Genomic DNA, 14,632 nt, shown 5'->3' on the forward strand with positions numbered 1-14,632 from the left:
AGACCCGGCCATCTGTTGTGCTTAAGAATACAAGAGCTCATTGCTCTTTGTAGGCAATCAGAGATCCAATCGGGTCTCTTTTTTTATGCAATAAAGCATGTATGGGCTAAAAATTAGTGTCGTTTTAGTATCGTCATTTATCGATAATGAGAGAGAACAATGGTCTGTGGGCATCACTTTTTAAAACATAGTAAATCGATAAGGATACTTGACAAAAACAAGAAGTACGTCTAAGATTACAATTAATATAATTTTCAGAAAATGATTGGGGGGCTGTTTATGACAGCTATAAGTATTCTTGACCAAAGTCCAATAGACGATAATGAATCAGTTAATACAGGCTTATCTAGAACCGTTGAATTAGCACAAGTAGCAGAAAAGTTAAATTATACAAGATATTTTGTGGCAGAACATCATAATATAAATGAAGTAGTGGGGACAAGTCCTGAAATATTAGTTACGCATTTATTAAATCAAACAAACCATATAAGAGTTGGTTCTGGTGGCGTTATGTTACAGCATTATAGCCCATTCAAAGTGATTGAGCAGTTTCATTTTATTAGCCATATTGCTCCAGGAAGAGTTGATTTAGGTATTGGTAAAGCACCTGGTGGTTTTCCGTTAGCTACCCAAGCCTTGCAAGAAGATATCAAGGACATACCTACATCTTTCAACGATAAATTTCATCGACTCAATCAATTTAATAATGAAACATTTTCAGAAGTAGATGCCTATTCAAATTTAAAAACAACAATCCGTAATGAAGAAATTCAGAAACCGCAAGTCTTTCTTTTAGGGGGAAGTGAGCGTTCAGCATGTTTTGCAGCTGATGAAAAAGTTGGTTTTATTTATGCTTATTTTTTAAATTCTGATCAGGCGCTTTTACACAAAGCAATCAGTACATATAAAGCCCATTATCCTGAAGGGAAAATAATCGTCGCGTTAGCTGCTGTCGTATCGGAGAACGATGAAGATAGCGCCTTAATTGAAGAAGGAAGAACAAATTATGTGTTGCATTTTAATGATGGGCGTAAGTTAACGTTAAGTAGTAAGCATCAAATTGAGGATTTTAAAAAGCAAAGTTCAGAGCATTTTGAAATAGAAGCGCAACAAATAGAAGTATTTAATGGTACAGCTGAATCAATACAACAACAGATTCAAGAATTAAATATTGATAATCACGTTGATGAGTTTATGTTTCATATGCCAGTGAAAAATCATGCATTACGTTTAAAAACATTAGAACAGTTAGCACAAATTTACAATAAAGAGAATTTGAAAGAAGGGGTAAAATGACTAATAAAAAGATAGATTTAGGAATTATGTTGAATGGCCCTGGTAGTCATATGCATGCTTGGAAATCGGATGAAGTACCTAGTGATGCAAGTACAAATTTTAATTTTCAATTGGATATCGCACGTAAAGCAGAACAAGCTGGGTTTAGCTTTGTTTTTGTAGCAGATGGGTTATATATAAATGAAAAATCGATACCACACTTTTTAGATAGGCATGAGCCATTAACTTTTTTAGCAGCACTTGCTCCGATAACAACACAAATCGGGTTAGTAGGAACTATTTCAACTTCGTACAGTGAGCCATTCACAGTTGCAAGACAACTTTCAACTATTGATAAGTTAAGTAATGGTCGTGCCGGTTGGAATGTTGTGACGTCACCTTTAGCGGGAAGTGCTGATAATTATAGTAAAGGAGATCATCCAGAACATGATATTCGGTATGATATCGCAGAAGAACATATCCAAGTAGTTCAAGGATTATGGGATTCTTACGAAGATGATGCATTTATGTTCGATGTTGAGACAGGTGAATATGTTGATAAAAGTAAAATGCATACATTAGATTACAATGGTCAATTTTTCCAAGTTAAAGGGCCTTTAAATGCGAGTCGTTCAGAACAAGGACAACCTGTTATATTTCAGGCAGGTGCTTCACCGAAAGGACAAGCATATGCTGCAAAGTATGCAGACGCCGTATTTACATTAGGGGAATCACTTGATATTGCCAAGCGTAACTATGACAGTATTAAGGATCAAGCTCAAGCGTTTGGAAGAAATCCAGAACATATTAAAGTCTATCCTATACTTGCGCCAATCATTGGAAAAGATAAAGATGAAGTAGAAGCGCGATTTAATGAAATTAAATCGTTGGCTACAATTGAAGAAGCTTTAGATTACTTAGGAAGATATTATGATCATCATGATTTCAGTCAATATGAACTCGATGCACCGTTTCCTGAATTAGGTGAAGTAGGCAAAAATAGTTTTCGTGCTACAACAGATGCAATTGCTGAACGTGCCAAATCACAAAATTTAACTTTAAGACAAGTTGCACTAGAAGAAACGGTAAGGCGTTCGCCATTTACAGGCACATATAACGAAGTTGCTGAACTGATGATTGAATGGTTTGAACAAGGGGCAGCAGATGGATTTATATTTGGCCCACATGTTTATGGAGAAATATATGATGAATTTTTAAATAAAGTATTACCTATATTAGAAGAAAAAGGTTACTATACACAATCCTATGACGGAGATACATTACGTGATCATCTTGGTATTCCTTTCAAGGAAAATAGATATAGTCATTCAAAGATAACAAATAGATAAACTTAGCGAAATGAACTTATTTTATCTCATTTTAAGGAGTGAAAAGAGATGTCTGAATATGGTGCAACTTCACATCAGCGTAGATATCAGTCGCAAAAAGAGGTTGAAAAAACCAAAATAAAAACAAAAGAAAAAAGAAAATTCGAATTACCACATGTGTTATTAATGATGTTAATGATGATGATGTTTGCATGTATTTTGACATACATTATTCCGGCAGGTGAGTTTGATACTACAAAGAGTGGCGAAATTGTGCAAGGTACTTACCATGCTATTTCACAAAACCCCGTTAATCCATTTTATGCTATTACTTTGATTTTAAACGGAGGCATTCAGTCTGCTCAAACAGTGACTTTATTATTATTTGTTGGCGGTGCTATAGGTGGTATATTGCAGTTGGATTCAGTGACAAAACTAACCAATTATATGATATATAAATTTGAACATGCTGGTGCTTTACCATTAATTATTGGGTTGTTTTCATTAATGGCATTTATAGGTTTTTTTGTAGGTGGCGACCAAATGATTGTCTTTGTTACGCTAGGCGTTATTTTGGCTAAAAGATTAAAATTAGACCCAATTATTGCGCTTGCCATGACCTTTCTCCCATTATATATGGCATTTTCTGTTTCTCCTTCAGGTATGGCAAAAATTGGGCAAATTGTTTACCCTGAAGTCGCTTTATATTCTGGGTATGGTGGCAGAGCGATTATGTATGTAGTGTTTTTATTAGTTACAATGTTATACGTTGTTTGGTATGCAAGAAGAGTCATTAAAAATCCAAACAAAAGTTTGATGAATACAACATCTTGGCAGAAGCACATGACACAATCATCAAATGATGAAATGAATATTCAAGATAGATTGATTAATTGGAGAGATGTGGTGGTTGTTAGTCTAGTCATTTTTACACCTATTATCTTAGCTGTAGGTAACGGTATGCTTAAATGGACAGAAAAATATGGTAATGGCGTATTTATAACTGTATTTGGCATTAGCTTTGTGATTGCTTACTTAGTAAAGCGTAAGCGTTCAGGTGAAATGGTAGATGGTTTTCTAGCCGGCGCCAAGCCTATGTTAGTTGTAGCATTTGCTATTATTATGGCTAATACCATTAGTGTGATTTTAGAAAAAGGAAAAATACTTAGCACAATAGTAAATGGGTTAACAACACAACTCGATGGATCTTCAGCAGGTGTCGTTTCAATTTTAATATTTTTAGTTGCGAGTGTGTTTAATTTCTTGGTACCTTCTGGTTCAGGATTAATGAGTGTTATGGTTCCGATATTACAGCCAGTGACGCACACGCTAGGTGTGAATGATCAATTACTTTTAACTTCATTATCCTTTGGAGGTGGTTTAGGTAATTTAATCACACCTACGCTCGGTGCAACAGTCGGTGCAATTGCGATTGCCAAAGCGAACTTTAGTTCGTGGTTTAAATTTATGGCGCCATTGTTTTTAATTTGGATTATAGTCGGATCATTTATATTATATGTCTTTACAAATGTTGGATGGACTGGAGGCATATAAACAGTTTCATGGATTTAATATAAAAATAAGCTGTATCGTTAGGAATTGAGTTACTTTCCTAATGGATACAGCTTATTTTTAATGTTATACGAAAGCAACCACTAACTAAACAACAGTTAATTTGAAAGGCATATTTTCTGTCCATTTTCGATTTGGTTTTTTATCAGTAATAACTTCAGTAATATCGTTAATTTTGGCAAAAGAAAGTGTGGATGAAACATCAAATTTACTTTGGTCTATAAGTGCGATAACTTTTTCGCTTTCTTGAACCATTTGCTTCTTCAATTGAACTTCTGGTAATGAGAAATCCGTTAAACCATTTTCCAATGTAAAACCATTTGCTGATAAAAAGAAATAATCGATATGATACATTTCTAAAATTTGAGAATCGATATTTCCAGTAATTGCATTTGAATCTTGGGAAACAAACCCTCCAACTACAAGTACGGTTAAATTAGGGTTTTCTTTTAGAAGTACAGCATTTTCTAAGCCATTGGTTATAACTGTAAGCTCCATAGTCGTTTCTGATATTAATTTAGCGAGTTCATAGGTAGTTGAACTTGCATCAATAAGTATACATTGTTGTGGTTCAATTTTATTTAGAGCGTATTGACTAATTTTATGTTTTTCATGATGATTTTGTGATAGGCGGTAAGAAAAGTTTAATTTTGAATTCATATTATTATTAACTTTTGCGCCGCCATGTGTACGTGTGAGTTTATTTTCACTTTCTAAAAGTCTTAAATCACTACGAACAGTTGCTTCTGTCACGCTTAGATAATCTGACAACTGTTTTACCGTAGCTCGCTTATGTGACTTTATGTAAGTGTATATATGTTCCCGTCGTTCATCTGCGTACATTTTCATATGATTCACATCCTTCTTAATCTCATAGTTCAGTTTAACACAATTTTTTATAAAAAAAACAAAAGAAAGATAAAACGAAAATAAACGAAAAAATATTTGAAATAAACGAAAATGTATATTAGAATAATAACTATAAATGAAAGCGTTTCCTAAAAGAAAAAGGGGTTGTTATATATGGCAAATCAAAATTATCCAGACAAAATGAACGCAGTTGTAGCTTATGCACCAGGTGAATATAAATATGAAACTGTAGATACGCCGGTTATTGAAAATTCAAAAGAAATTATCGTAAAAGTTGAAGCATGTGGTATTTGTGCAGGAGATATTAAAGCATATGGTGGGGCGCCAAGCTTTTGGGGTGACGAAACACAACCGTCTTATATCAAAGCACCAATGATACCAGGTCATGAGTTTATTGCACGAATTGTAGAAAAAGGCGATGACGTGACTGACTTTGACATAGGCGATCGTGTGATTTCTGAACAAATCGTACCATGTTGGGAATGTAGATTCTGTAAACGCGGAGAGTATTGGATGTGTGAAAAACACGATTTATATGGCTTCCAAAATAATGTGAATGGTGGCATGGCAGAATACATGAAATTCACTAAAGAAGCAATTAATTATAAAGTACCTGAAGATTTACCGATTGAAAAAGCAATTCTTATCGAACCATATGCTTGTAGTTTACATGCCGTACAACGCGCAAACATCAAGTTAGGAGATTTTGTTGTATTATCTGGCGCTGGGACACTTGGGTTAGGTATGATTGGGGCTGCCAAAAAATCAGGCGCTGAAACATTGGTAGTACTTGATATGAAAGATGATCGTTTAGAATTGGCTAAGCAATTTGGTGCTGACATTGTAATGAATCCATCTAAAGTAGATGTTGTAAAAGAAATTAAAGAGATGACAGAAGGTTACGGTTGCGATACTTATATTGAAGCAACTGGTCATCCTAAATCTGTTGAACAAGGATTAAGCGCTATAAGAAAATTAGGGAGATTTGTTGAGTTCTCTGTATTTGGTGATCCAGTAACAGTTGATTGGAGTATTATCTCAGACCGTAAAGAACTAGACTTAATGGGTAGTCATTTAGGACCTTACTGCTATCCACTTGTGATTAATGGCATACAAAATGGAGATTTTCCAACTGAAGGGGTCGTGACACATCAACTACCACTTAAAGATTTTGAAGCAGGTTTTGACTTAATGAAAAAAGGAGATAAATCATTAAAAATTGTTCTTGTACCTTAATACAGCTAGGCAATATAAGAGATCAGAGAGTTAAAAGGAGAGAATTTAAATGAAAAAGATGATTAATAATCCTGATGACGTCATAGATGAGCTAATGACGGGATATTTAATTGCTTATCCCGAATATATAAGACGTTCAAACCTACATCAAAGGGCGTTAATTGGTAAAAAACGTCATCCTGATCGTAAAGTGAGTATATTAATTGGTGGTGGTTCAGGACATGAACCTGCTTTCCTAGGCTATGTAGGACAGGGTATGGCGGATGGCGTGGCAGTAGGTAATATATTTGCCTCGCCTTCTCCAATCCCTATACAAGCTGTAACAAGAGAAATTCATGATAATCACGGTGTTTTATACGTTTATGGTAATTACGCAGGTGATTTAATGAATTTCGAGATGGCGAGTGAAATGACAGAAATTGAAGATGATATTGAAACAGCAGTTGTTATTGGAAATGATGACGTTGCTTCCGCAAAAGAAATCGAAGAAAGACGAGGCATAGCAGGAGAATTACTTGTTTATAAAGCTGCAGGCGCAGCTGCTGATTTCGGCTATGGCTTAGAAGAAGTACGTCGTATTGCACAACTTGCAAATGACAATACACGTTCAATGGGTATTGGTTTAAGCCCTTGCTATTTGCCACAAACTGGCAAGCCTAGTTTCGATTTAGAAGACAATGAAATGGAAATCGGTTTAGGACATCATGGAGAACCAGGCATTGAAAAAACAACGCTACGTTCAGCTAAAGAAACTGTACAAGTTATGATGCAAAATATATTGAAAGAAAATATTTATCAATCGAATGATGAAGTTGTGGTGTTAGTGAATGGCTTAGGTGCAACGTCACAAATGGAATTATATATTATTAATAAAGAAGTAGATGAAATATTAAAAGAAAAAAATATTAAGACTTATAAATCGTATGTAGGTAATTTCATTACATCAATGGAAATGGGTGGATTCTCGGTGACATTGATGAAGTTGGACGACACGTTGAAATCTTGTATAGACCATCCAGTTGATTGTCCAAATTTTAAAGAAGTCTAGGAGGAAGCAAAATGACATTAACGAGTGAAGCATATAAATCATTTATCCTAGCGTTAACGACGTTGTTTGAGGAACAAAAAGATAACCTTTGTGAATTAGATAGAAAAATTGGTGATGGTGATCATGGCGTCACTATGAATATTGGTTACCAAGCTGTAAAAAATACAATTAATAATGAATTGCAAGAACAAGATGATATAGCCAAAATTAGTGTTGCGGTAGGTAAAAGCTTTTTAGATGCAGTGGGATCATCTGTAGGTCCACTATATGCATCAGGTTATCTTAAAGCTGCAGTCGCAGTGAAAAACCAAACTGAATTAGACGAGCCAGGCTTATATCAATTTTGGATTGCATTTAGTAAAGGTATTAAAGATAGAGGTAAAGCTGAGATCGGTGATAAAACGATGATTGATACACTTGAACCATTCTATCTCGCTTTAGAGGATGCTCAATCTCAAAATATACAATTTAAAGATGCTTTTAACACCGCTTTAGAGAAAGCTAAAAAAGGGATGGAAAGTACGAAAGATATCGTTTCAAATAAAGGGCGCTCCAAACGACTTGGTCATCGTTCACAAGGTCATGTTGACCCCGGCGCAATGTCCGCCTATCTCATGCTAGACACATTTAAATCATATGTATAAGAGAGAAGCAATAAATATTGGAGGAGGAATTTAAAATGAAAATAGCAATTGGTGCAGACCACAATGGTTATGAATTGAAAGAAGCGGTTAAGTCACATGTCGAAAAATTAGGGCATGAAGTTGAAGATTTTGGTTGTCATCAATGCGCAGAAACAGATTACCCAGATGTTGCTGCTGAGGTAGGTAAAAGTATCCAACAAGGAAACAATGAACGCGGCATCCTTATTTGTGGTACAGGTATTGGTGTATCCATTACTGCCAATAAGTTAAAAGGTATTCGCGCGGCATTGGCACATGATTACTATTCTGCTGAACGAGCACAATTAAGTAATAATGCTCAAATTTTAACAATGGGTGCACAAATTATAGGTGTGGAAGCTGCTAAAAAGAATGTTGAAGCTTACCTTAACGTAAGTTGGGAAGGCGGATCGCAACGTAAAGTGGATAAAATCGACCAAGTAGAACAAGGCGAAAATAATTAAGTTATAATGGAGCTAATCATATCTATCATTTAAAAATAATACTAAATGTTTTTGAAAATGAATATATCAGAATGTAAGTATATTTTATTCGGCGAGACAATGAAATCTTTTTAGCAAAATGAGATTTTATTGTCTCGCTTTTTTATATCGTTTATAAGTTGTAAAATGTAAACTTTTACAATAGTTATAATAAAATTTCACTTTTAATAAACGGAAACAACTATATTTAAATTATAATTATTTGTCTAAAAAATGACAAAATTATATTTATATTGTGAATGGTTGTTTTCTTTAATATTATAAATACTATAATCTTTTTAAAAGGGGGATGAACATGCAATTTACATATAAATTCTCTAAAACCTCGTGCTTTGTGTTTATAATTATATTGATATTAGGGATATTTATGTTTTCACAACAGGCCGCTGCGCATGCAACGTTGGAGAAAGTCACGCCATCACATAATAGCGTCGTAGAAGAAACGCCAAGTGAAATCGAATTACAATTTAATGAACCAGTACATGCCAAATATTCAAGTATTCAAATTTATGATGATAACGGTTCCGAAATTACTGAAGTTAAACCAAGCACATCTGGTTCTTCAGACACATTAACTTTTCCAGTTAAAGATTTAAAAGAGGGCACACATAGTATCTATTGGCATACGATGTCAGCTGATGGCCATGAAATTAGTGACCAATTTGAATTTTCGGTTGGAAAACAAACAGCAAATGGCATTGATACAACGCCTCCGTTTTATGAACAGCCAGATGTTTGGTTTGGCGTATTGCGTTTTATATCAGAAGGTTTACTAATAACATTAGCTGGCTTTTATCTGGTTAATCAACTAGCAAAAAGACTACGATTACCTCAATTTAATTTACAAACATATACTGCACCAGCGATTTGGGTATTAGTGATGCTTTCTGTAATTACTGTTTTAATTTATATGATGACCTTGTCTTCTGATGTGATCTCAGATGTGTTAAGTTTACAAAAATCAACTTTACTCCAAACCCCATTTATATTAGCAATGGTTGCAGTTATTGTATTATTAATTCTTTTTACAATAAAAAATATGGTCTCTGGTTGGTACATATTAGCACCAATTCTTATACTCATTGCGCTTAGTATGTCTGGGCATGCTTGGTCACAAACCGTACCACTATGGTCTATTATTATAAGAACAATTCACATAATAGGCATGTCATTCTGGCTAGGTGCGTTAATTTATTTAATTGTCACTGTGTTGAGTAAAGCACAATTTGATGTAAAACAAATGAAATCCTTTTTATTCAAGTTAAATCTTGGTGCTGTGACAGCTATTGTTGTTTCAGGTATCCTGATGTCCATCGATCAAACGAATATATTAACACTTTGGCAAAATATTCAAACTTGGAGTGTGTTATTAATTGTTAAAGTCGTACTTACAGTTGTGATGATGCTTCTAGGTTTTTATCAAACAACTAAAGCACTTGGGAAATATCAGCACACGAATAAATTTATATTATTTGGTGAACTGAGTATAGGTATCATACTCATATTAGTTGGTGTAATCATGAGTCAATTAAATATTCCAGGATAAGGAGCTTATAAATAATGAAAAAACAATTAATTTTAGCTATCGTAGCTTGTTTTACCGCTTTAATATTTTCTAAAAGCGCAGAGGCACATGTGACATTGAACCCTGACACGAGTGAACCAGGTTCTTATGAAAAATATGATGTTAGAGTACCAGTAGAAAAAGAATCTAACACTACAAAAATTGAATTGAAAGTTCCTAAAGGTGTAAACGTTGTGGGCGTAGCACCGCATGAAACATTTGACCATAAATTAACAAAAGATGATGATGGGAATATTACAAAAATTACTTGGACAGCTAAAGGTAAAGGTATAGGACCAAATGAATTTGTAGATTTACCTATCCAAGTAGCCAACCCTCAAAAAGAAGGCGAGTTTAAGTGGGAGGCTTATCAAACTTATGACGATGGAGAAACAGTTAAATGGGACGGAGACGAAGATGCTGAAAAGCCTTCTCCAGTAACGAAAGTATCTGAAAATGCTGATGTTGAATCTGAAAGTAGTCAGTCCAGTAATGATTCGATGGCTTTGTGGATTATATCTATCGTAGCTATTATTTTATCGTTAATAGCCATTTTTAAAAAATCACGTAAAGCATAATAATTAGAATGGTAATGAGCGTAGGGCAAGGATTGACTTTTGCTCTACGCTCTTTTTTATTATGTTTGATGAATTGTCACTGTAATTTGTAAAGATTTGTCTTATAATAATTTTGAGGAGGATTTTGAATGCGCAGAATACTGTATGCTTTTTTAATTTATACAATTTTAGGATTGCTTAGTGGTTTTTATTATCGCGAGCTAACACTTGCCTATGATTTTACAGGGGATACACAGTTAGTAGTTGTGCATACACACACACTTATATTAGGCATGTTTATGCACCTTATCTTATTACCAGTAGCTAAAGTGTTTAAATTAAGTAGTTACTATTTATTTAATTGGTTCTTTATTGTGTATAATCTAGGGGTCTTAGCTACTATAGGTATGATGTTTACAAAAGGAACATATCAAGTAATGGGGCTTACAGTGCCAGATTCATTTGCAGGATACGCGGGTATGGGTCATACAATTTTAACAGCTGGTTTTATTTTACTATTTTTCTTACTTAAAAATGCAATTATTAAAAACCCTAAAAATTAAGTGCTTATAAAAATTAGGCTCTAAACTAATTGATTATATCTTTAATAAAGACAAAAACGCCAGGCATAAATATGCCAGGCGTTTTTGTGTATTTGGTTATAAATGATTGCTTATATAACCATTTTAGTTTTTGTTTGCTTTTTTCTTAGTTATCTTGCTGTGACAGTGTAATTAGTATTTTAAGCGCATCCTATTTTTTTAGGTAAAAAGCATGGATTATTATTAAAGTTTAAAAATTGGCACTTTTTAATTGATAAGCATTATCAATAATAGGATAATGAAATAAAAGTACTAGTAGATTGTAGGAGGAATTTTATGGATGATGTGATTATTATCGGTGGCGGACCAGCAGGTTTATTTGCTAGTTTTTATTCTGGGTTAAGAGGTATGAAGGTAAGAATTATTGATATTCAAGATAAACTTGGAGGTAAAATGCATGTTTACCCGGAAAAGATTATTTGGGATATAGGTGGATTAGCGCCTAAACCTTGTTATGAAATTATACAAGACACTGTAAATCAAGGCTTACATTTTGAGCCTAAAGTCAATTTAGAAGAACGTGTCATCGATATTAGAAAAATAGCTGAACGTCATTTTGAAATAGAAACAGATAAAGGGCATATTTATGAATCTAAATCAGTAATTATTGCTATTGGCGGTGGCATTATTAATCCAAAACAATTAGATATTAAAGGCGCAGAAAGATATAAATTAACAAACTTGCATTACGTGGTGCAATCTTTAAAACATTTTAAAGATAAAGACGTTTTAATTTCAGGAGCAGGAAATTCTGCTTTAGATTGGGCAAGTGATTTAAGTGGCTATGCTAAAAGTGTGACATTAATTTATCGAAAATCAGATATTAAAGGTTATGAAGCGATGAGAGATTTATTAGATCAATTAGCAGTAGAAAAAATGCCAAATACGCATATTTATCAACTAATAGGTGATGCAACTCAATCACGTATACAACAAGTGATATTAGAAAATATGGAAACGAAAGAACAAATCGCTCGTACATTTGACGAAGTTATTATTAGTCATGGTTTTGATAGAGAGAACACATTACTAGAACAATCTACAACTCAAGTCGATATGTTTAGTGAATATAGTATTAAAGGGTTTGGAAATACAGCGACAAGTATTGATGGTTTGTATGCCTGTGGTGATATTATTTATCATGAGGCAAAGGCACATTTAATTGCGAGTGCATTTAGCGATGCTGCAAATGCAGCAAATTTAGCTAAACTTTATGTTGAGCCTGAAGCAGCGCCAGAAGGTTATGTATCTAGTCATAATGACGCTTTTAAGGAATCTAATAAAGTAGTAATGAAGAAATATTTATAATGTGTTAATTTGTATATCAGATATACGATGACTTTTGGATAGGAGATGAAATAGCGTGATTGAGATAAAGCATGAAGCACCAACAGTAAAAGATTATAGAAACATGAGAAAAACAGTGGGACTAAGTGAAAAATCTCAGAAAGCGGCTGAAAAGGGGCTTTCAAATGCTTGTTTCAATGTGACAGTTTATGATGACGCATCGTTAATAGCGATGGGCAGAGTGATCGGTGATGGAGGCACTGCTTTTCAGATTATTGATATTGCAGTAGATACAAAATATCAAGGTGAAGGGTACGGCAAACAAGTTATGGCACATATTATGAAATATATTCAATCTGTCGCTGAAGAAGGGACGTATGTGAGTTTGATTGCAGATTATCCTGCAGATAAGCTGTATGAACAATATGGCTTTATCACTACTGAACCACATTCTTGTGGTATGTATATTAAATATTAAATTTGTATTTTGAATTAGAATATCATACAAAAATAAAGAGCGGATTAAAGAAATCAATTTAGAAAATGTGATTTCTTTTCCGCTCTTTTTTAATATTAAAGTTTAATTGTTTAACTTAACTTAGATATACTAATTATTTTGATTCATTAATATCAGCCTCTGTTGCGTTTGTTCTAGAACGTAAATCAGCTTCAATTTCTTCTAAACTACGACCACGCGTTTCTGGTAGGTATTTAATAACGAAGATTAAAGCACAAACGCCAATAGCAGCAAAGATTAAGAACACTTGCTCAACAGCTAATACTTCAGTCAAAATAGGGAAAAATTGTGCAACTAGTAAACTACCGATAGATAATACTAAAGCAGCTATACCTGTTGCAGCGCCACGTGCACGCATTGGGAATAATTCTGGAAGCATAACCCAGAGTACTGGTCCCCAAGTAAAACCAAAGAATATAATAAATAATGTGAGACAAGCAACCATAATCCAAGCAGATGATTGGATGCCCATTGTCCAAATTAATATCGCCATAATTAATAGTGAAGCCACCATACCGATATTACCAATAACTAATAGGCGTTTACGGTCAATCTTATCGATAATCATAATTGCCACAATTGTAATCAGCACGTTTACCGTACCAATACCAACGGTACCTAAAATAGAAGTCGCATTACCTAAACCAGCTTTACTAAAAATAGTAGGTGCGTAATAGATAATAGCATTAATACCTATAATTTGTTGTAATAATGCAAACACACTACCAATAATAAGCGTTGGGCGTAACCATGGTGATTTTAAAACCTTCCATGTGCTTTCAGAAATAGCATTAATTTCTTTCATATCAGCAATTTCTTTGTCAATTTCACTTTCCTTAAACGTCAATTTCATAACGTCACGAGCAGCTTTTTCACTTTTATGTTCAAGTAACCATCTAGGACTTTCTGGCATAAAGGCAACACCAATTAATAGAATTAGAGAAGGCAATACTGCTAAACCTAACATCCATCTCCATCCTTCGATTGGTGTAAAAGCATAGTTGATTAAATATGAAGATAAAATACCAATTGTAATCATTAATTGGTTTAATGAACTTAAAGAACCACGCTGTTCAGTAGGTGCCATTTCTGATAAATAAACTGGTACAATTGCAGTTGAACCACCTACAGCTAATCCAATCACAAGTCTACCAATAACTAATACTGGCATGGATGGCGCTAACGCTAAAATTAACGCACCTACAATGTAGATAATCGCTATAATAAATACTACGCGTCTACGACCAAGTCTGTCAGACATAGGACCACTTGCCCCAGAACCAAATATAGCTCCGATTAACATAGATGCAACGACTAGTCCTTCAGTAAAACTATTTAATGGAATGTCATCTTTTATAAATAATAGAGCACCTGAAATTACTCCCATATCATAACCGTAGAGTAATCCTCCCAAGGCACCAAGGAAAAAGATGAGTTTCTTATTCACTTTAATTCCCATACAAACCCTCCTGATAATATTCGATAATCATAAGTATACGCTTTCATATTTTAGTTGTAAATGTTAAAGTATAATAATTTTATTTATTCATACTTATTTATATGAAATGTAATATTTTTGAAGTTCCGATAAAAATACGAAGTTATATAAAT

General features: G+C 34.0%; 14 protein-coding genes. 12 read left to right on the forward strand and 2 right to left on the reverse strand.

The genetic code is table 11. The annotated features are described in order from the left end of the window. The first annotated feature begins 279 nt into the window (after positions 1 to 279). From KA894_RS13565 to KA894_RS13575, 3 genes are read left to right on the forward strand one after another with little or no spacing between them, the layout of a single operon-like run. Entirely contained in the window at positions 280 to 1,296 is a 1,017-nt protein-coding gene (locus KA894_RS13565; protein WP_115341975.1) for an MsnO8 family LLM class oxidoreductase, read from the forward strand. Next, on the forward strand, positions 1,293 to 2,624 hold the full coding sequence (locus KA894_RS13570; protein WP_103372477.1) for an LLM class flavin-dependent oxidoreductase: 1,332 nt from the start codon (positions 1,293 to 1,295) through the stop codon (positions 2,622 to 2,624). Before KA894_RS13565 ends, KA894_RS13570 begins: the two co-directional genes overlap by 4 nt. 48 nt (positions 2,625 to 2,672) lie before the next feature. Continuing rightward, positions 2,673 to 4,157 carry a Na+/H+ antiporter NhaC family protein gene (locus KA894_RS13575; protein WP_115341976.1) on the forward strand — a complete coding sequence of 495 codons (1,485 nt, stop codon included), beginning with the start codon at positions 2,673 to 2,675 and terminating at the stop codon, positions 4,155 to 4,157. A 105-nt stretch (positions 4,158 to 4,262) separates the two neighbouring features. Here KA894_RS13575 and KA894_RS13580 read toward each other — a convergent pair whose 3' ends face one another. Next, positions 4,263 to 5,024 carry a DeoR/GlpR family DNA-binding transcription regulator gene (locus tag KA894_RS13580; RefSeq protein WP_096808546.1) on the reverse strand — a complete coding sequence of 254 codons (762 nt, stop codon included), beginning with the start codon at positions 5,022 to 5,024 and terminating at the stop codon, positions 4,263 to 4,265. Positions 5,025 to 5,198: 174 nt separating this feature from the next. Here KA894_RS13580 and KA894_RS13585 point away from each other — a divergent pair, with 174 nt between their 5' ends. From KA894_RS13585 to KA894_RS13625, 9 genes are all read left to right on the forward strand, one after another. Next, positions 5,199 to 6,281 carry an MDR/zinc-dependent alcohol dehydrogenase-like family protein gene (locus KA894_RS13585; protein ID WP_096808547.1) on the forward strand — a complete coding sequence of 361 codons (1,083 nt, stop codon included), beginning with the start codon at positions 5,199 to 5,201 and terminating at the stop codon, positions 6,279 to 6,281. Positions 6,282 to 6,330: 49 nt separating this feature from the next. Continuing rightward, on the forward strand, positions 6,331 to 7,329 hold the full coding sequence (locus KA894_RS13590) for a dihydroxyacetone kinase subunit DhaK (protein WP_096808548.1): 999 nt from the start codon (positions 6,331 to 6,333) through the stop codon (positions 7,327 to 7,329). A gap of 11 nt (positions 7,330 to 7,340) precedes the next feature. Beyond that, on the forward strand, positions 7,341 to 7,973 hold the full coding sequence (gene dhaL / locus KA894_RS13595) for a dihydroxyacetone kinase subunit DhaL (RefSeq protein WP_115341977.1): 633 nt from the start codon (positions 7,341 to 7,343) through the stop codon (positions 7,971 to 7,973). Between the two features lie 35 nt (positions 7,974 to 8,008). Then, positions 8,009 to 8,455 (forward strand): ribose 5-phosphate isomerase B, encoded by a 447-nt coding sequence (gene rpiB / locus KA894_RS13600; protein ID WP_115341978.1) that lies wholly within the window; start codon positions 8,009 to 8,011, stop codon positions 8,453 to 8,455. Between the two features lie 334 nt (positions 8,456 to 8,789). Further along, positions 8,790 to 10,040 (forward strand): copper resistance CopC/CopD family protein, encoded by a 1,251-nt coding sequence (locus tag KA894_RS13605; protein WP_107644110.1) that lies wholly within the window; start codon positions 8,790 to 8,792, stop codon positions 10,038 to 10,040. A gap of 14 nt (positions 10,041 to 10,054) precedes the next feature. Beyond that, the gene (locus tag KA894_RS13610) at positions 10,055 to 10,636 is read left to right on the forward strand and encodes a YcnI family copper-binding membrane protein (protein ID WP_119488146.1); all 582 of its coding nucleotides are present in this window, start codon (positions 10,055 to 10,057) and stop codon (positions 10,634 to 10,636) included. Positions 10,637 to 10,764: 128 nt separating this feature from the next. Continuing rightward, positions 10,765 to 11,178 carry a DUF2871 domain-containing protein gene (locus tag KA894_RS13615; RefSeq protein ID WP_096808553.1) on the forward strand — a complete coding sequence of 138 codons (414 nt, stop codon included), beginning with the start codon at positions 10,765 to 10,767 and terminating at the stop codon, positions 11,176 to 11,178. A gap of 315 nt (positions 11,179 to 11,493) precedes the next feature. Then, entirely contained in the window at positions 11,494 to 12,525 is a 1,032-nt protein-coding gene (locus KA894_RS13620; protein ID WP_096808554.1) for an NAD(P)/FAD-dependent oxidoreductase, read from the forward strand. Positions 12,526 to 12,580: 55 nt separating this feature from the next. Beyond that, positions 12,581 to 12,982, forward strand: coding sequence for a GNAT family N-acetyltransferase (locus KA894_RS13625; RefSeq protein WP_096808555.1), 402 nt, complete (start codon positions 12,581 to 12,583; stop codon positions 12,980 to 12,982). A 133-nt stretch (positions 12,983 to 13,115) separates the two neighbouring features. On the opposite strand, the gene glcP is transcribed toward KA894_RS13625, so the two are convergent. Further along, a complete protein-coding gene (gene glcP, locus KA894_RS13630) occupies positions 13,116 to 14,480 on the reverse strand; it encodes a glucose transporter GlcP (protein WP_182478054.1) in 1,365 nt (454 codons plus the stop codon). Between the last annotated feature and the right edge of the window lie 152 nt (positions 14,481 to 14,632).

It is taken from the genome of Staphylococcus sp. GDY8P131P, from assembly GCF_017891975.1.
In the GTDB taxonomy this organism is placed as follows: domain Bacteria; phylum Bacillota; class Bacilli; order Staphylococcales; family Staphylococcaceae; genus Staphylococcus; species Staphylococcus nepalensis.